This is a genomic window from Pseudomonas sp. JV414 (assembly GCF_032424305.1).
Taxonomy (GTDB): Bacteria; Pseudomonadota; Gammaproteobacteria; order Pseudomonadales; family Pseudomonadaceae; genus Aquipseudomonas; species Aquipseudomonas lini.
In genome coordinates this window covers 1-17,927 of record NZ_VYKC01000004.1, presented here as the reverse complement: position 1 = coordinate 17,927, position 17,927 = coordinate 1, and the positions used below count along the sequence as shown (strand labels likewise).

Sequence of the window (17,927 nt, the reverse complement as noted above, 5' to 3'; positions counted from 1 at the left end):
TCTTTAGCCGTCATGCGCCGGACTCCTGAATCGCCCGGACCACGGTGTTGAGATTACCGGTCATTTCTTTTTCGTACTTGTCGGCGGTGTATTCGCCATAGGAAATGTGCGACAGCGGGTACAGCTTCACCCCGGATTCACGCTGGATGGTCTCGACGTAAGTGGACGGGAAATCCATCTCCGAGAAGATCACTTTCACGTCCAGCTCCCGCAGTTGGTCGATGGTCTTTTTCAACTGGCTGGGGCTCGGTTCGATACCGTGGGCCGGCTCGACCACAGCAGTCACTTCCAGGCCAAACTCGCGCAGTAAATAGTCATAGGCGGCATGCACCGTGGCCACGCGCAACTCTGCGTTCGGCGCCTGGGTCAGTTTTGCCAGGGCGTCCGCGCGCATCTGACGCAGGCGTTTGCCGTAGGCGCGGGCGTTCTGGGTGTAGGTTTTGGCGTTGCTCGGGTCGAGCTTGCCCAGTTCCCGGGCGATGTTGTTGACCTGGGCAATGGAAGCGCTGATCGACAGGAACGTGTGCGGATTGACCACCTTGCCGGCACCGCGGGCAGCAACGCCGGTGGCGGCCAGCAGGGGCACGTTTTCGTTGGCTTCGATCACCTTGATGTTCGGGGTTTCGCTGGCGGCGATCATGCGGTCGGCGAAGTCGTCATGGCCCACGCCGTTGAGCACAATCACGTCCAGCCCGCCGATGCGTTTGATGTCTTCGGCCCGCGGCTCGTAGGCATGCGGGTTGAAACCTGCCGGGATCAGCGGCACCACTTCGGCTTTGTCACCGACGATGTTGGCCACGTAACTGTAATAAGGGTGCAGGGTGATGCCGATGCGCAGGCGCTTGGCTTCGTCGGCACTGGCCAAAGGTGTCAGCAAACAGGCAAACAGGCCGACCAGCAGCAGGCGAAAAAAGGCATGGCGTTGAGATGAACTAGGCATGGGAAAGCGGTCTTCTCTCGGGTAAAGGCGAGGGTTCAATGCCGATGCTGGCGGGTGACGCCGGCATCGAATTGCGCGACGATCTGCTGCCAGCCGGCGCCATTGAGCGCAGCGTCGGTGAGATCGTTCGGCGCGGGGAGGGCGCTGCTGCGGTTGAGCCAGATGTCTGGCGCAGAGTCGTCTTCAGCGGTCAAACGCATCAAAAACGAGCCGGCGACGGTTGGGCTCTGGCTCTGGCCGAAGTACGCCTTGGCGTCCAGCAACTGCCAGGCATGGCCGCCACGACTGACAGAACTGGCGTCCTGGGCAAACGGCGCAAAGCCTTCATCGGCGAGGGTGGCGGGTGTGGGCAGCGCCTGTTGTTCCTGACGCAACAGATGAATTTCATCCAGGGTGACCCGCAGGTCGGCGTAAATACCTTGCTCGGATGCGCTCAGATCACGACGGGCATCCAGTTGATGACTGCCAACGCTGCTCACTTCTTGAGCCTCGCCACGCCAGGCGACCACCGAGCCGGCAACCGCCAGGATCATCAGGCACAACAGCAACACATAAAGGGTTTCATGGCCGGCACCGGCCGGGCGAACAACTTGGGTGGTGGGCGAGGTCATGCTCACGTTCAGGGCGCCTCGATGTCGGCTTGGTCGATCTCGACGACATGGCCGGGACCGGCGTCGAACAGCACGTAGAACTCAGCGCCGGGTTTCTTGAACGTCAGAGTCGAATCGGCGCCGAGCTTGCCCGGCACCAGAATGGTTTCGTCGTAGCCGATCACGTCAAGAGTCACTCCAGGTGCGCCGCTGCCGTCGGAAAAACCGCCGGTGCATTGAATCTGTTCGGCGTCGATGGCCTTGCATTCGCACATCGGGTTATGGGCCAGGGCGCTGGTGCTGAAGGCGGCGCACAACATCAATAGAACGGGCCGAAAAGCGTTGATCATGGATTGCCTCCTTGTTTGTTCAGCCATGCGAGAGTGGCCGGGGATGCCTGGCTCAGGGGGATGGACGCTTGATGCATGGCGCCGTCCCAGCCTTCCATGGTGATCCACAGCTCGGCGTCGGTTTTGGTCTTTTCAGGCACCGGCAGCATTGCGCCCATGCGGTACGGCGTGCCGAAGAAAATCGCCCCGGCCGCGCGCAGGCTGCGGGGTTTGCCGAGGCGCAGGTAAATCGCCTTGACCTGATCGCGACAACGCTCGCACAGCGCTATGTTGAAGCCCTTCATGTAGCCGGCGGGGCCCGTCAATCGCGGCGCTTCGTTGCGCAGTTCGGCCAGTCGCAGGCTCCAGGGGCCAACCTGGATTTCGCCGATCTCCCGTTCCCCCAGCCCGCTGTCGCCGCGAAACAGCGAGGCGTCGGCAAAGTATTTGGGCATGAAGCCCAAAGGGATCAGCAGCAAGAAAATGTTGATGTGGAAGCGCCATTTGCGCCAAAGCAGGCTCGCCCGCGAAGGCTGCGGTGCAGTGATCGTCTTGCTCACAGGTTGCCCTCCGGAGTCTGTTGGTTCATGACCGTTTGCGGGCTCGACACCGGGCGTGGGGCCTTGTTGCTGCGCTTGAACGCATTGGCGGTGGCCAGGGCGGTGCGTTTGGTCCAGATCAGCAACCCGCTGAGTATCATCAGGCTCAGCAGCAAACCGAAGAAGAACCAGATCAGCTTGATCCAGATCCCGCCAAAGTCACCGGTGTGTAACGGACGCATCGACTCGGTCACGAATTCCAGGCCGGTGCGATCGGTCAGCAACCGCGTGCTGGCGATATCGCCGTTGTACGGGTTGACCTCGGCCGTCTGGAACATCAGCGGATACCAGCTGCGACCGCCCACTGAGAGGTGGCTGTAAGCATTGCTCGGCAGGGTGACGAAACTGGCATCGAGTCCGGGGATCTGCTCTTGAGCGACCTTGATAGCCTGTTCCAGATTGATCATCGGGGCCGGCTTGCCGGTGCGGGTCAGCGGCACACTTTCGCGCGAGACGACCGACACCACCGGTTCCGTGGTAATCGAAATCTGGTTGTCGAACAGAATCGCCTTGATCAGGAACCAGACACCGGTGATCGAGATCACCGCGATGAACCAGATCGACCAGATGCCACTGAGCCGGTGAAAGTCGCCCCAGAAAATCCGCGCGCCATGACGAATGCGCAAGGTCGGTCGGAAAAAGCCTTTCCAGAACCGTTTGTAAACCACCAGCCCGGTGACCAGCGACGCCAGCATCGGCAGCGCGAGGAACGACACCAGATACCAGCCCCAGCTGTAGCCGTTGGTGAACGGCACCAGCCACCAGCCATGCAGTGCGCGGGTGAATGCCTTGAAATTGAATTGTGGAGCGGTGCCCTGAATCACCCCGCTATAGGGGTTCACATAGACCGTTACCGAGCGTCCGTCCGGGTAACTGACGTCCACGTCGAGGGCGAAATGCGACTCGTCGGGGCGACTGATGCCCTCGACCAGCGTCTGGGGTTCGGCCTTTTTGATGGCGGCGATGATCTCGTCATAATTGAGCCGCGGCGCATCGTCCGAAGGCGGGCTGGCACGCATTTGCGGATTGGCCAGCCAGACAATCTCCTGACTGACCACTGCCAGCGTGCCGGTCACACAGACGATCAAGACAAAGAACCAGATGGGCAGCGCCAGCCAGCTATGGACCAGAAACCAGAGTTTTGAGCGGGATTTCTTCGACATGATTAAAGGTCTTGTTTCGATGAGAGGAGCGCTGCTGTGGGCTTCCCAGCGTTGCGCTCCATGAAAAGTCCGGCCGTGGCTTTTGCCTACGCGACCGACTGCATCTAAATAAGACGTATGAGCATCGGAAATCCCGAAAAGGGATATGAAAGTAAATGTTTCGTGTTTTGCCTTGGGTGGGAGCTGGCTGATAGTCAACATTGATGGTGGATGTGATGACCTCTTCGCGAGCAAGCCCGCTCCCACATTTGACCGCATTCTTCAGATAGAACTCGGTCGAATGTGGGAGCGGGCTTGCTCGCGAAGGGGCTCGAACATTCACTGAAAAACTCAACCCTGCTTAAACATCTCCTTCGCCCGCTGTTCGATCTGTTCCTGAGTCAAATCCTCCTTGCGCGTGGCCAGAAACCACAAATGCCCGTAGGGATCCTTCAAAGTCCCCGAACGGTCGCCATAAAACTGGTCCTTGACCTCGGACACCACCGTGGCCCCTGCATCGATGGCCTGTTTAAAGGACTTGTCCACATCGTTCACATACAGATGCAGCCCGACTGACGGCGAGTTGTCCGGGTTGCTCAATGGTCCCTCGTCACACGGTGTGCCAAGCATGATCGGGCAGTCGCCGATACGCAGCTCGGCATGCCCGATGCCGCCATCGGGCATGGCAAGGCGCATGACTTCGGTGGCGCCAAAGGCTTTCTTGTAGAAGTCGATGGCTTCGGCAGCTTTCTGAATGCCCAGATAAGGGGTGATGCTGTGATAACCCTCTGGAATAGGTTTTACGCTCATGACGGTTCTCCTTTTGTTGTGGGGTTAAGGTGTTCCTTCGCCGATTTCCGGTCGAATAACTATAGGTCAGCCCCTTTTCCCGCAACCGAGTGCCCGACGAGCAGCAGTGCCACTGTTCAGCTATCAATCGATCATTTCAGTAGCTGCGCCCCCGGCCCTTGCTCACCCAACACATCACCAAAGTTACGCAGCGGGCACGCCTCCATCGACAGACATCCACACCCGATGCACCCATTGAGCCTGTCCCGCAGCAGGGTCAGCTGATTGATCCGCTCATCCAGATCCCGGCTCCACTGCGCCGACAACACTTTCCAGTCCGCCGCCGTCGGTGCACGGTTATCCGGCAGGGATTTCAACGCCTCGCCAATCTCCGCCAACGGAATCCCTAAACGCTGAGCCACTTTGATCAGCGCCACCCGGCGCAACACTTCCCTCGGATAACGCCGCTGATTGCCCTGGTTGCGGTTGCTTTTGATCAGGCCCTTGGACTCATAAAAGTGCAGCGCCGTGACCGCTACACCACTGCGGGCGGCCACTTGGCCGACGGTCAGTTCTTTATGCAGGTTTTGCGAGGTGATCATTTAAAAAATGCCCCTTGACCTCTAGTTAGCTCGAGGTTTTACCCTGCAGGCCTTCGGATCGCAAGATCCGGCTTACAGTGAGTGGGGACTATTCATGCACGCGCCAGAGAAGAATCGCAGCTTCACCCAACTGATCGAATTCGAGATCGAGCCCCGTCAGCAAGCCGCGCTGGTGTCGGCGCTGTCGGCGCACACTGAACGTCTGGCCCAAGGCTACCCAGGTTTCTTGAGTGCCAACATCCAGGCCAGCGACGATGGCCGGCGGGTGCTCAACTACCTGCAATGGCAATCCCGCGAAGCCGGAGAAGCCGCCTTTCAGAGCTTCGAGAGCGGCGAGCAGGATTTCTGGCAGCTGATTCGCGCCCATCGGGCGAAAACCGTGACCTTCGGCTCATTTCAGGTGCTGCATAGCCTGGCGCTTAGTCACGACAACGCGCTGCACTGTACGCTGATCGGCTAGATCGACAACTGCATCAAACGCTCGCCCTGCAGGTTCTCCGTGGGCCGGCGTTTATTCACCGCCAGTTCGCCGATCTTGATCAGCCGAGTGCGGGTTACGTTGCGGCTCAGCCCCAGCAGGGCAGCGGTGTGCACCTGGTTGTAGTGGCTGAAGCGATAGGCTGCCCGCAACAATGCATCTTCGACTTTCTCGTGCAGCGCGCCGGCCTGTTCCTCGAAGAGCTTTTGAAAGGCCCGATCAAGCAAGGCTTCCGGTGAGTCGTCGACGTTGGCGTGGTGGTCGTCCTGACGCTCGATGCGCATGTTCGACAGGCGCAAGTCATCGCGCTCGATCACACTGTTGCGGCAGATCAACAACGTGTGGTGAATGACGTTTTCCAGCTCACGGATATTGCCCGGCCAACTGTAGCTGCGCAGTTTGTGTTCGGCCTCTTTGCTGATGGTGATGCTGCCGTAACCCAAGCGCTGGCTGTAGGCTTCGACGAAATGCCGGGTCAGCGGCAGGATGTCTCCGGGGCGCTCGCGCAACGGGCTCAGTTCCAGGCTGACCACGTCGAGGCGGTAATACAGGTCCTCGCGAAAGTGCCCGGCGTTGATGGCTTTTTCCAACTGCACGTTGGTCGCCGCCAGCACTCGCACATCGATGGGAATGCTCTTGCGCGAACCCAGGCGCACCACTTCGCGCTCCTGCAGCACCCGCAGCAATTTCACCTGAATCGCCATTGGCAAATCGCCGATTTCGTCGAGGAACAAGGTTCCGCCATCGGCCTCTTCGAACCAGCCGGCCTTAGCGCTGAGCGCGCCGGTGAAGGCGCCTTTTTCATGGCCGAACAACTCGGCCTCCACCAGCGACTCGGAGAATGCGCCGCAGTTCACCGCCACGAACGGCCGGTTGCGCCGGGCGCTGAGGTTGTGGATGTGCCGCGCTACCAGCTCCTTGCCGGTGCCGGTTTCACCGATGATCAGCACGCTGGCTTCACTCGGCGCGACCTGCTGCAAGTGCGCGAGCAGGGCTTGGGATTTCGGGTCTTCGAACACCTGTGCCGTGGCGCGAATCGAGGTGGCCAACGCGGGCGAGGGCGGTAAGGTCAGCAGTTGCATGGGGCAGGCTCCATGAGTGGAAGGCTATGAATAGAAGGTCGGAATCGGCAGGGACTGGTTCAGCGCCCAGTCACCCAGTTCATGGAGTTTGTAATCCACCGGATCGTGCAGGGTTTGCGTGCGCAAGTTGCGCCAGTGGCGGTCCAGCCGCAGTGAGGCGTGAGTCGAGCGGGCGCCGGTCACTTCGAACAAACGGCTACACAGTTCCAGGCCATTGCGCGTCGCTGCGACCTTGGCGGTGGCGATGGCGGTGGCCAGATGTCCGCGTTCCTCGGCGCTCAGAGTCGAGCCCTTGGCCCAGGCTTTGTCGAGCAACTCGGCGGCGCGTTGCACCAGTAATCGAACACCTTCCAGTGCCACCCAGAATTCGCCGTAATGGCCGAGCACATAAGGATCCTCCCGCACATCCGCAGCACTGGATTTGTGCCACGGACGGGTTTCGGTGAGGGTGTATTGCCGCGCCTCTTCGAAAGCGCCTTCGGCAATGCCGAGGAACATATGGGTGAATGTGAGCTGGGCAATCAAGGGGCGCAAGCAGGCGAACGGCGTGCTCAACGGACCGGGGTCAAGCAGTAATTCCGACTCTTCGACCCGCACCCGTTCAAACGTGGTGCTGCCGCTGTCGGTCTGGCGCTGCCCCATGTTGTTCCAGTCGTTGTGCAGCGTGATACCGCTGCGCCCACTGGGAATCGCGGCGATCAACAGCTTGCCGCCGGCACTTTCATCGACGGCCGAGGCGATCAGCATTTCCGAGTCGCTGGCGCCGGAGCAGAAGCTCTTCTTGCCGGAAAACTCGCGCCAGCCTCCGAGGTCTTTCACCACGGTGCGGGTGTCCAGCGGGTTGAGGGCGTTGCCCCAGAACCAGTTCTTGCGCGCGGTTTGTTCAAACCACGGTTGCCATTGTTCCGGTCGGGCGAACAGGCGCACGGTGGCGAGCATCAGGTGATGAAAGCCGAAGACGTGAGCGATCGAACTGTCGACCTTGGCGAACTCGCGCACGATGTTCAGGGTTTCGCTCCAGCTGGCGCCGAGACCGCCGTACTGGACGGGAATGCTTAAAGCGAGCAGGCCGCTGTGGCGCAAGGCATCACGTTCGGTTTTCGGCGTACCGCCGCGTTCATCGCGCTCGACAGCGGTCAGGGCAAACTCGGCGGCCAGCTGGCGGGCGGTCTGTAAGGGGGGCAACAGGGCGCTTAGCGGCTTGGCAGTCACGCGGAATTTCCTATATGTCATGGACCACTGTGATTGATCGTTCCCACGCTCTGCGTGGGAATGCCTCTAGGGACGCTCCGCGTCCAGTGACGCGGAGCGTCACGGGCTGCATTCCCACGCAGAGCATGGGAACGATCAGTAGGGGGAGGTTTTCAGGCCGTGGCTTTGGCCGGCAGCACATCATTGGCGATCATTTCGCCAAACGGCCCGGTGAGGTTGGTGACGCCACGTCCGGCCAGGCTGGCATACGGTTCGGGCAGCAGCGGGAACACCAGTTCGGCAAAGCGATAAGCCTCTTCGAGATGCGGGTAGCCGGAGAAGATGAAACTCTCGATTCCCAGATCCGCATACTCCTTGATCCGCGCCGCCACTTGCTGCGGGTCACCCACCAGCGCAGTCCCGGCCCCGCCGCGTACCAGACCTACACCGGCCCACAGGTTGGGCGAGATTTCCAGGTTGTCGCGACGGCCGTCATGCAGTGCGGCCATGCGTCGCTGGCCTTCGGAATCAAATCGCGAAAACGACTTTTGCGCGGCAGCAATGGTCTCGTCGCTGATGTGCTCGATGAGTTTGTCCGCGGCTTTCCAGGCCTCTTCGGCCGTCTCGCGCACGATCACATGCAGGCGAATCCCGAACTTCACCGTGCGACCGTTTCGCGCCGCGCGCTCTCGAACATCGGCGAGTTTTTCAGCCACTGCGGCGGGTGGCTCGCCCCACGTCAGGTAAACATCGACCTGCTCGGCGGCCAAATCATGAGCCGCGTCGGACGAACCACCGAAATACAGCGGCGGATAAGGTTTCTGCACCGGTGGATACAACGCTTTGGCGTTCTGTACTCGCAGGTGCTTGCCTTCGAAATCCACCGATTCGCCTTGCAGCACGCGGCGCCAGATCTTCAGGAATTCGTCGGTGACTTCGTAGCGTTCGCTGTGATCGAGAAAACTGCCATCGCCACGGTTTTCATCCGGGTCTCCGCCGGTCACCACATTGATCAGCAAGCGGCCGCCGGACAGTCGATCCAGCGTCGCGGCCATCCGTGCCGAGACCGTCGGCGAAATAATCCCCGGACGAATCGCGACCAGATACCGCAGGCGTTCGGTCAGCGGCACCAAGGCCGAAGCGATCACCCATGAGTCCTCACAGGAACGCCCGGTAGGAATCAGCACGCCGTGGTAACCGAGACTGTCGGCAGCCTGGGCCACTTGTTTCAAATAGTTGAGGGTCACCGGGCGGGCGCCCTGAGTGGTGCCCAGGTAATGGCCGTCGCCGTGGGTCGGCAGAAACCAGAAAACATCCATGAAGAGATCCTTAAGCGATTTTCAGCAGATTTTTGGGGTGCACGCCGAACAACGGCGCCGCGCGTTCTGCAGCAAGACGAATGCGGGCCTTCAAGGGCTCACTGGTTATTTGGTAATTGGAGAAGTCGGCTTCGGTGGCATAGACGCCAATCGGCAAGGTCAGGGCCTGGAAGAAACTGAACAGCGGCCGCAACTGATGATCGAGCACCAGCGCATGACGTTCGCTGCCCCCGGTGGCAGCCAGCAGCACCGGAGTGTCGATCAGCGCGTTGAGGTCGATCAGGTCGAACAGGTGCTTGAGCAGGCCTGGGTAGGAGCCGCGATAAACCGGCGCGGCGACGATCAGCAAGTCGGCGCTTTCGATCGCTTGCAGCTCGGCTTCGATGTCGGCGCTCAGTTCCTGACGCGACAGCGCGGCGCCCAGTGGTCGGGCGATGTCGCCCAGTTCGATCAGCTTGCTCTCAATCGGCAGCTGCTCGGCCAGTTCGGCCAACAGCGCCTGGGTCAACACCAACGTGCGAGACGGACGCCAGGTACCGCCGGAGAGGGCAACGACTTTTAATGGACGCGACATGATCAGTTCCTTTTTAAACAGTTGCTCAGCGAGCAGTGATGAGTCACCGGAGTGGAGCAAGAGCTGTACCAATCCTTGGGAGCCCCGTTTTCCGTGGCTTTCAGCGCGGTTGCTGGCAGGCACTGTTCGATTTGACCGGCTGTTTGTTGATTGACTGTTGCCAGGCAAACAGTTGCGTGGGCAACAGTGCGTGAGGCGATGGAGTTGTTTATAAAGGCTCTCTGTTATTCCGTAAAAGACCATAAATTAATATTTATAGATCATTTGGAGATATGAGGCCGGCAATCGTGACCGCGTTTACCAAAGTCGATAGCGACTATCGAGAGCGTTGATTTCTACCCTTCGAGCGGCACGAGTAGCCTGTGTTCATTGCCCCAAACACAGATCACCGGACACCCGAAATGAAATCTCTAATCGCCACTTTCTTGTTGCTCGCCATCTCCGTTCTTGCCGGATGTGCCACTCATGTTTCACCGGAATTGCGGCCCTACACCGCTGAAGAAACCCGGGAACTGGCGTTGGAGGCCCTGAATCGTCGTGGCTTGTCCTTCGAGGAGTACCACGCGAAGAAAGCCGAATTGCTCGGCCAGCCGGCAAAATCGTTCAGTTTCGACAAACAAGGCGAGATGAACGCCGAACGCGCAGTACAGCTGCACGGCCGCCAGAGCTGAGCGACAACTGTACTGCTCGAACTTTCACGCAACTGTCCATGGGTTTCCCTCAAGGTGTGCGATAGGGTCAATACCTGACCCTGATGGACTGCCCCCATGACACTCTCGCTCGACCTGCTGCTGGGCTTTGCCCTGTTTGCCCTTGTCACCTCGATCACCCCCGGCCCGAACAACACCATGTTGCTGGCCTCTGGCGTGAATTTCGGCTTTCACCGCACCATTCCCCACATGCTGGGCATTACCTGCGGCTTCTTCGTCCTGGTGGTCGCTGTCGGTTTCGGCCTGGGCACGGTGTTTCAAACCTATCCAATGCTTTACACCGTGTTGCGCTATGTCGGCGCGGCGTATTTGCTGTACCTGGCGTGGAAGATTGCTCATTCCGGGCCGGTAGCCGAGGGTGAACAGGGCGAGGGCAGGCCGATCAGTTATTTGGGGGCGGCAGCGTTTCAATGGGTCAACCCCAAGGCCTGGATCATGGCCATCGGTGCCATCAGCACCTACACGCCGATGCAGGGCTATTTCACCAACGTGATTGTGATTGCCGCGGTTTTCGCCTTGATCAACCTGCCAAGCGTCGGGGTGTGGGCCGGTTGCGGCACGCTGTTGCGCAATGTGCTGCGCGATCGCCGCTGGTTGCGGCTGTTCAACTGGGGCATGGCCTTATTGTTGGTGGCTTCGCTGTATCCGTTATTGCTCGAAAGCTTTGGCTGACGCATTGCTTCATCCGGTGGCCCGATGCCTGTTAAGCTCGACTTCAGGAGCGTTCCTACGCACTTTTAAATGAAGTTGTTCTTCTTTAATGGCCTCCGATCAGGTATTGCTGTCGTTCTGAAAATTCGGCGTCGCTCATGAGGCGGCGCTTTGAAACTTCCAGTGACGAGCTTCCTGATCCCGGAACACGCTCTGCGAGTCTTTTATGAATAAACGTCCGTTGTATTTCGACTACGCCGCCACCACGCCGGTGGATGAGCGGGTCATCAAGGTCATGGTCGAGTGTCTGGGTTTCACCGGTAACTTCGGCAATCCAGCGTCCAGTTCCCACGCCTTCGGCCAGCAGGCCCGGCAATCGGTCGAGCAAGCACGGCGTCAGGTCGCCGAATTGGTGGGTGCCCAGGCGGAGCAGATCGTCTGGACCTCCGGCGCCACCGAATCAAACAACCTTGCCCTCAAGGGCGTGGCCCAGGCCCGCGGTGTGTCCGGCGGCCACATCATCACCAGCCAGATCGAACACAAAGCGATTCTCGACACTGCAAAACAATTGCAGGACGCAGGCGTTGCGGTGACGTATCTGGTGCCCGATGCCGAAGGCCTGATTACCCCGCAAGCGGTCAGCGAAGCGATGCGTGAGGACACCTTTCTGGTGTCGTTGATGCTGGTCAATAACGAACTGGGCACCATCAACGACATCCCGGCCATCGGCCAGGTGGTGCGTGATCGCGATGCGTTGTTCCATGTCGATGCGGCCCAGGGCGCGGGCAAAGTGGCGATCGATCTGGCCCGGTGGCCGGTGGATTTGATGTCGTTCTCGGCGCACAAGGTCTACGGTCCCAAAGGCATCGGCGCGCTGTATGTCGGTCCTCGTGCGCAGCAGCGTCTGCAGGCGCAGATCCACGGTGGCGGTCACGAGGGCGGGTTGCGTTCCGGCACTCTGGCGACGCACCAGATTGCCGCCATGGGGGCAGCCTTCGCGTTGACGGCCACCTTGTTCGATGAAGAAAAAGCCACCATCGCGCGTCTGCGTGAACGCTTGCTCGAGCCGCTGCTGAGCATTCCCGGCGTGCGTCTCAATGGCAGCCCGACCCAGCGCATTCCCCATACCTTGAGCCTGACTTTCAATGAAGGCGAGTTCAGTTCCGCGGCGTTGAGCACCTCGATCGCGTTTTCCGCGACCTCGGCCTGTAATTCCGCCAGCAATGCGCCGTCCCATGTGTTGCTGGCCCTGGGGCATGACGCACGCTCGGCCAGTCGCACCATTCGCTTGAGCCTGGGGCGTTTCACCACCGAACAGGATATCGATCAAGCGGTACACCTGATTAAAGCAACTTGCGCCAGTGCTCCGGCATTCTGGGCGACAGGTCCTTAAGCGCCGACTCTGATCGGCACCGAATAATAATGATGAGTGGTTAGCAGGAGACACGATGAGTACACAGCCTTTGACCAATGGATTGGTACCCCAGCGCCTGGCGCAAACCCGCGAGCTGATGAGCCGGGAGGGCATTCATGCTCTGCTGGTGCCGTCGGCCGACCCGCACCTGTCGGAATACCTGCCGGGCTATTGGCAGGGACGGCAGTGGCTGTCGGGTTTTCATGGCTCGGTGGGCACGCTGATCGTCACCCCGGATTTTGCCGGCGTCTGGGCCGACAGCCGCTATTGGGAACAAGCGAGCAAGGAGCTCAAGGGCAGCGGCATCGAACTGGTGAAGCTGCAACCGGGTCAACCCGGCCCGCTCGATTGGCTGGCCGAGCAAACCCCTGAAGGCGGTGTCGTCGCAGTCGATGGCGCGGTGATGGCTGTGGCCTCGGCGCGTACTTTGAGCAGCAAACTCGAAGAGCGCGGCGCACGTCTGCGTACCGATATCGATCTGCTGAGTGAAGTCTGGAGTGACCGTCCGAGTCTGCCGAACGAGCCGATCTACCAACACTTGCCGCCTCAGGCGACGGTCAGCCGTGGCGAAAAACTCGCCAAACTGCGTGAGGTGCTGAAAGAGCGCGGTGCCGACTGGCACTTCATCGCCACCCTCGATGACATCGCCTGGCTGTTCAACCTGCGCGGCGGCGATGTGTCGTTCAATCCGGTGTTCGTGTCCTTCGCCCTGATCAGCCAACAGCAGGCCACCTTGTTCGTCGCCCTGAGCAAAGTGAGCGCCGAGCTGCGCGCCATTCTCGAACAGGATGGCGTGACCCTGCGCGATTACAGCGAAGTAACCGCCGCCTTGCGCGCTGTGCCGAGCGGCGAGAGCCTGCAAGTCGATCCGGCGCGGGTCACGGCCGGTCTGCTGGATAACCTGAACAGCGGCGTGAAACTGCTCGAAGGCCTGAACCCGACCACCCTGGCCAAGTCGCAGAAAAGCCTGGCCGATGCCGAGCACATACGTCGGGCCATGGAGCAGGACGGCGCGGCGCTGTGCGAATTCTTCGCTTGGCTGGAAGTGGCCTTGGGGCGTGAGCGCATCACCGAATTGACCATCGACGAACACCTGACCGCGGCGCGTACCCGCCGCCCGGATTATGTGTCGCTGAGCTTCAACACCATTGCCGCGTTTAACGCCAACGGTGCGATGCCGCACTACCACGCCACCGAAGAAGAACACGCGGTGATCGAGGGTGACGGCCTGTTGCTGATCGACTCCGGCGGCCAATACCTGGGCGGTACCACCGACATCACCCGAATGGTGCCGGTGGGTACGCCGACTGGCGAGCAGAAGCGCGATTGCACTCGAGTGCTCAAAGGCGTGATTGCACTCTCCCGTGCACAGTTCCCACGAGGCATTCTGTCGCCGTTGCTGGACGCTATTGCTCGCGCACCGATCTGGGCCGAAAGCGTCGACTACGGCCACGGCACCGGTCACGGCGTCGGCTACTTCCTCAATGTTCACGAAGGCCCGCAAGTCATCGCCTATCAGGCTGCGGCGGCACCACAAACCGCGATGCAGCCGGGCATGATCACGTCCATCGAGCCGGGCACTTATCGTCCAGGTCGCTGGGGTGTGCGGATCGAGAATCTGGTGTTGAATCGTGAAGCAGGCAAGAGCGAATTCGGTGAGTTCCTGAAATTCGAAACCCTGACCTTGTGCCCGATCGACACCCGTTGCCTGGAACCATCGCTGCTGACCGAAGACGAAAAGCAGTGGTTCAACGGCTATCACGCCGAGGTACGTGAGCGCCTGAGCCCGTTGCTCGACGGTGCGGCCCTTGAATGGTTGAACACCCGAACCGCGGCTATTTGAGCGGTTTGAGCCAGGCGCTGTCTCCAGCGCCTGGCTCAGGTCATAGGCAGGCGCTGGCTATTGCGTACGCAGGGCTTCAAGGACGAAGTCCAGCCGATCCTGGCCGAAGAACAGCTGATCACCGACAAACATGCTCGGCGCACCGAATACACCGCGTTGCACCGCTTCCTCGGTGTTTTCCTTGAGGGTGGCTTTGACGGCCTCATCGGCGGTCAGCGCCAGCACTTCATTCGGATCAAAACCGTTTTGCGTCAGCACGGCGGCAACAGTCGCTGGATCATCGAGGCTGCGTCCATCAACCCAAAGGGCGTGAAACAGGCAATCGATAAACGCCTGAAAGCGTTCGGGATGGTGCAGTTGCATGCCCGTGACAGCGCGCATCAGCATCAGGGTATTGATCGGGAAGTTCGGGTTGAACTTCAGCGGTACACCATAGCGTTTGGCATAGCGGTCCAGGTCCTGAAACATGTAGCGACCCTTGGCCGGTACGGTGATGGGGGAAGCATTGCCGGTAGCTTTGAAGACACCACCCAGCAGCATCGGTCTGTAGATCAGCTGACTATCGGTCTGTTTGCAGATCTTCGGCAGTTGGGTATGGGCCAGGTAAGTGGCAGGGCTGCCGAGGTCGAAAAAGAACTCCACGGTTTTGCTCATGGTCGATGTGCTCTTCTTATTGCTGTAGGGGAGGGCTTACCAGCGTTCGTTCCATGGGCGCAGATCCAGCTCGAAGGTCCAGGCGTCTCGTGGCTGGCTGTGCAGGTACCAATAGTTGTCGGCAATGTGCTCGGGATTGAGGATGCCGTCCTGATCCTTGGTCGCGTATTTTTCCGGAAAGTTGTCGCGGATAAAGTCGGTGTCGATGGCGCCATCCACTACGACGTGGGCGACATGGATGTTCATCGGTCCCAGTTCGCGGGCCATGCTTTGCGCTAGGGCCCGAATCCCGTGCTTGGCACCGGCAAAGGCGGCGAAACCCGCGGCGCCGCGCAAACCAGCAGTGGCGCCAGTGAACAGGATCGTGCCCCGTTGGCGAGTGACCATGCGCTTGGCCACTTCACGAGCGTTGAGAAACCCTGAGAAACAGGCCATTTCCCAAATCTTGAAATACTTGCGGGCGGTTTCTTCGAGGATGCTGCACGGCACATTGGCGCCGATATTGAAGACGAACGCTTCGATGGGGCCGAGTTCGGTTTCGATCTGCTCGATGAGCGCTATCACGTCTTCTTCATTACGCGCATCGCAGGCAAAACCGTGAGCCTCGCCGCCACTGGCTGTGATGGACGCTACTAATGGCTGGAGTTTGTCTGCGCTGCGACGTGTGACGCAGGCGATATAACCTTCACGGGCAAAACGTTTAGCGATGGCGCCGCCGGTGGCATCGCCTGCGCCGACGACCAATACGATTTTCTTGTTATTGATAGCGGTGGTCATGGATATGGCCCTTTGCTGAACGGTCATTGACTGACGAACGTTAGCAGCATCCGGGCGAAGCGCCTATCGGGCTACGCAAGCCCGATAGAAAGGGAGGGTTACTTGCAGATGACGATCATGCTGCGGCTGGTATAGCCGGCAGGGTTGAGGCCGAACGGATAGTCGCCGGGCTCTTCTACTGCATCCCCTGACTTGGCGATGACCTTGTATCCCTTGGGCGCACATGAATTGGCGGCGCTGGTGTAGCACTTGTCCCACGAGGACGAGAGCCCGGAACAGTTGATATGCAGCCCTCTCTTGCCGTGTTTCGTCTGGGGTTTGGAGGTCGCCGCGCAGCCCGCAATTGCAAGTACGGCGATCAGTATCAAAATTCGTTTCATTGCTGTCCTTAATAGCGGCCCCGGATCTGTGCCTGGGTCTGCCTGCATTCGCTTTTGCTTGAAGCGTTCTGATATCCCTATCTGAAAAAATCCATGTCTGACACTGAGTTACGTAGCCTAAACATGGCCTAATTGAGCGGCAAATACCAGACCTTCGTCAATCTTGTTTCAATCCGCTGCGACCGCAGGCTTGGCGGTACTCCCCATGGTCAAGGTCGCGCCGACGGAAGCCAGAATGATGCACAGGATAGCCATCCACTGTGACAGGGAAAGGTATTCCTGGAGGAACAACAGGCCGGACAGCGCGCCGATCGCAGGTTCGATGCTCATCAACGTACCGAAGGTCCGGGCTGGAATCCGTGTGAGGGCGACCATCTCCAAGGTATAGGGCAGGGCGGTGGACAGAATGGCGACGCCGATGGCCACCGGAATCAATGAGGGTGTCAGTAACGCGGCGCCAGCGTGGACAATGCCGATAGGCGCTACGAACAGGGCGGCAATCATGACGCCCAATGCTGCGGTCTGCACCCCATTATCAGCACCGGCCTTCTGACCGAACAGAATGTATAGTGCCCAGCAGACACCAGCACCCAGGGCATAACCTGCGCCGACCAGATCGATGCCCGCGCTCGTGGCGCCTATTGGAATCAATAGCAGTAAACCCAAGGCTGCCAGAGCGATCCACAGAAAATCGATCGCTCGACGTGAGGCATAAATAGCGACAGCCAATGGGCCAGTGAACTCCAGGGCTACAGCGATACCCAGAGGGACAGTGCGCAAGGACATATAGAAGAGGAAGTTCATGCCGCCCAACGCCATCCCGTAGACGATAACCGTGCGCAGGGATTTCGCGGTGAGCTTCGCTCGCCATGGGCGCAACAGCAGCAGCATGATCACACTGGCAAAGATCAGTCGCAGGGTGGTCGTTCCTTGAGCACCAACAACCGGGAACATGCTTTTGGCCAGGGAAGCTCCGGACTGGATCGATGCCATGGCTATCAAGAGCAGGCCAACCGAGAACAGAGTCGAGGCAAGGCTGCGGGGGTGGTCATTCATTGCGTGGCATCGTCCGAAGTAGCAAGCGAGAGTATTGTTGTATGTGTTGGGCAATATACTGCGCATTCGTTGCGGGCGCGTCTATATATAAGCAGGGATTTTGAGCATCCTGATAGAAAAACCAAATCAGGGGTTGACGGCAGATTCTGGAAGTCTATAATTCGCCCCACTTCCGGCGCAGTCGAAACGGAAAACTCCTTGGTAAACAAAGAGTTAAGCAGTTTTCGGCAGCGGTTACGCTTCAGTTTATCGAGGCCAGAAGGAGTTGGTAAGGCAGTGTGTTTTCGCCTTATTGACGGTTCGATCATCTCGGTCGAAAGCGGAGAAAAAGAGGTGTTGACAGCAGCGTGTAACGCTGTAGAATTCGCCTCCCGCTAACGAGAGATCGAAAGCGCAAGTGGTTGAAGTTGTTGAAGAATTCTTCGAAAACTTCTGAAAATAACCGCTTGACAGCAACAGAGGCTGCTGTAGAATGCGCGCCTCGGTTGAGACGAAAGATCTTAACCAACCGCTCTTTAACAACTGAATCAAGCAATTCGTGTGGGTGCTTGTGGAGTCAGACTGATAGTCAACAAGATTATCAGCATCACAAGTTACTCCGCGAGAAATCAAAGATGTAACCAACGATTGCTGAGCCAAGTTTAGGGTTTCTTAAAAACCCAAAGATGTTTGAACTGAAGAGTTTGATCATGGCTCAGATTGAACGCTGGCGGCAGGCCTAACACATGCAAGTCGAGCGGTAGAGAGGTGCTTGCACCTCTTGAGAGCGGCGGACGGGTGAGTAATGCCTAGGAATCTGCCTGGTAG

20 protein-coding genes and 1 rRNA gene are annotated in these 17,927 nt (G+C 59.1%); 6 read left to right on the top strand and 15 right to left on the bottom strand.

The genetic code is table 11. The features are described 5' to 3' along the window. Positions 1 to 10: 10 nt before the first annotated feature. From F6R97_RS07260 to soxR, 7 genes are all read right to left on the bottom strand, one after another. Complete coding sequence (locus tag F6R97_RS07260; protein ID WP_315866315.1) at positions 11 to 940, bottom strand: metal ABC transporter substrate-binding protein; 930 nt, start codon at positions 938 to 940, stop codon at positions 11 to 13. Between the two features lie 35 nt (positions 941 to 975). After that, entirely contained in the window at positions 976 to 1,551 is a 576-nt protein-coding gene (locus F6R97_RS07255) for a DUF6162 family protein (protein WP_048397502.1), read from the bottom strand. A gap of 8 nt (positions 1,552 to 1,559) precedes the next feature. Continuing rightward, the gene (locus F6R97_RS07250; RefSeq protein WP_038982288.1) at positions 1,560 to 1,880 is read right to left on the bottom strand and encodes a hypothetical protein; all 321 of its coding nucleotides are present in this window, start codon (positions 1,878 to 1,880) and stop codon (positions 1,560 to 1,562) included. Next, on the bottom strand, positions 1,877 to 2,419 hold the full coding sequence (locus F6R97_RS07245; RefSeq protein WP_038982289.1) for a hypothetical protein: 543 nt from the start codon (positions 2,417 to 2,419) through the stop codon (positions 1,877 to 1,879). Before F6R97_RS07245 ends, F6R97_RS07250 begins: the two co-directional genes overlap by 4 nt. Continuing rightward, entirely contained in the window at positions 2,416 to 3,621 is a 1,206-nt protein-coding gene (locus F6R97_RS07240; protein WP_315866314.1) for a PepSY domain-containing protein, read from the bottom strand. Before F6R97_RS07240 ends, F6R97_RS07245 begins: the two co-directional genes overlap by 4 nt. A gap of 330 nt (positions 3,622 to 3,951) precedes the next feature. Then, entirely contained in the window at positions 3,952 to 4,410 is a 459-nt protein-coding gene (locus F6R97_RS07235; protein ID WP_315866313.1) for a VOC family protein, read from the bottom strand. Between the two features lie 131 nt (positions 4,411 to 4,541). Beyond that, a complete protein-coding gene (gene soxR / locus F6R97_RS07230; RefSeq protein ID WP_048397492.1) occupies positions 4,542 to 4,991 on the bottom strand; it encodes a redox-sensitive transcriptional activator SoxR in 450 nt (149 codons plus the stop codon). Between the two features lie 94 nt (positions 4,992 to 5,085). Between soxR and F6R97_RS07225 the strand changes: the two genes are divergently transcribed. Continuing rightward, a complete protein-coding gene (locus F6R97_RS07225; protein WP_038982293.1) occupies positions 5,086 to 5,451 on the top strand; it encodes an antibiotic biosynthesis monooxygenase in 366 nt (121 codons plus the stop codon). Here the strand turns inward: F6R97_RS07225 and F6R97_RS07220 are convergent. The 4 genes from F6R97_RS07220 to msuE form a co-directional block, all read right to left on the bottom strand. Beyond that, the gene (locus tag F6R97_RS07220; protein ID WP_038982294.1) at positions 5,448 to 6,551 is read right to left on the bottom strand and encodes a sigma-54 interaction domain-containing protein; all 1,104 of its coding nucleotides are present in this window, start codon (positions 6,549 to 6,551) and stop codon (positions 5,448 to 5,450) included. The genes F6R97_RS07225 and F6R97_RS07220 overlap by 4 nt on opposite strands. A gap of 24 nt (positions 6,552 to 6,575) precedes the next feature. After that, on the bottom strand, positions 6,576 to 7,784 hold the full coding sequence (locus F6R97_RS07215) for an acyl-CoA dehydrogenase family protein (protein WP_315866312.1): 1,209 nt from the start codon (positions 7,782 to 7,784) through the stop codon (positions 6,576 to 6,578). Positions 7,785 to 7,915: 131 nt separating this feature from the next. Next, a complete protein-coding gene (gene ssuD, locus F6R97_RS07210) occupies positions 7,916 to 9,061 on the bottom strand; it encodes an FMNH2-dependent alkanesulfonate monooxygenase (RefSeq protein ID WP_038982296.1) in 1,146 nt (381 codons plus the stop codon). A gap of 10 nt (positions 9,062 to 9,071) precedes the next feature. After that, complete coding sequence (msuE, locus tag F6R97_RS07205; RefSeq protein ID WP_008006482.1) at positions 9,072 to 9,635, bottom strand: FMN reductase; 564 nt, start codon at positions 9,633 to 9,635, stop codon at positions 9,072 to 9,074. Positions 9,636 to 10,036: 401 nt separating this feature from the next. Here msuE and F6R97_RS07200 point away from each other — a divergent pair, with 401 nt between their 5' ends. From F6R97_RS07200 to F6R97_RS07185, 4 genes are all read left to right on the top strand, one after another. Then, positions 10,037 to 10,306: a hypothetical protein gene (locus tag F6R97_RS07200; RefSeq protein ID WP_315866311.1), complete on the top strand. Its 270-nt coding sequence runs from the start codon at positions 10,037 to 10,039 to the stop codon at positions 10,304 to 10,306. A gap of 96 nt (positions 10,307 to 10,402) precedes the next feature. Further along, the gene (locus F6R97_RS07195; protein WP_315866310.1) at positions 10,403 to 11,017 is read left to right on the top strand and encodes a LysE family translocator; all 615 of its coding nucleotides are present in this window, start codon (positions 10,403 to 10,405) and stop codon (positions 11,015 to 11,017) included. A 205-nt stretch (positions 11,018 to 11,222) separates the two neighbouring features. Continuing rightward, a complete protein-coding gene (locus F6R97_RS07190) occupies positions 11,223 to 12,389 on the top strand; it encodes a cysteine desulfurase family protein (protein WP_315866309.1) in 1,167 nt (388 codons plus the stop codon). Between the two features lie 55 nt (positions 12,390 to 12,444). Next, positions 12,445 to 14,253, top strand: coding sequence for an aminopeptidase P family protein (locus F6R97_RS07185; RefSeq protein ID WP_050683156.1), 1,809 nt, complete (start codon positions 12,445 to 12,447; stop codon positions 14,251 to 14,253). Positions 14,254 to 14,310: 57 nt separating this feature from the next. Here F6R97_RS07185 and F6R97_RS07180 read toward each other — a convergent pair whose 3' ends face one another. From F6R97_RS07180 to rhtA, 4 genes are all read right to left on the bottom strand, one after another. Continuing rightward, positions 14,311 to 14,907, bottom strand: coding sequence for a 2-hydroxychromene-2-carboxylate isomerase (locus F6R97_RS07180; protein ID WP_315866308.1), 597 nt, complete (start codon positions 14,905 to 14,907; stop codon positions 14,311 to 14,313). A 36-nt stretch (positions 14,908 to 14,943) separates the two neighbouring features. Beyond that, a complete protein-coding gene (locus tag F6R97_RS07175; protein ID WP_038982302.1) occupies positions 14,944 to 15,684 on the bottom strand; it encodes an SDR family oxidoreductase in 741 nt (246 codons plus the stop codon). Between the two features lie 98 nt (positions 15,685 to 15,782). After that, positions 15,783 to 16,064, bottom strand: a complete 282-nt coding sequence (locus F6R97_RS07170; protein WP_038982303.1) for a hypothetical protein — start codon at positions 16,062 to 16,064, stop codon at positions 15,783 to 15,785. 168 nt (positions 16,065 to 16,232) lie between these two features. After that, positions 16,233 to 17,120, bottom strand: a complete 888-nt coding sequence (rhtA, locus tag F6R97_RS07165) for a threonine/homoserine exporter RhtA (RefSeq protein ID WP_038982304.1) — start codon at positions 17,118 to 17,120, stop codon at positions 16,233 to 16,235. A 671-nt stretch (positions 17,121 to 17,791) separates the two neighbouring features. Here rhtA and F6R97_RS07160 point away from each other — a divergent pair. Then, positions 17,792 to 17,927, top strand: a 16S ribosomal RNA gene (locus tag F6R97_RS07160); the annotation flags it as partial.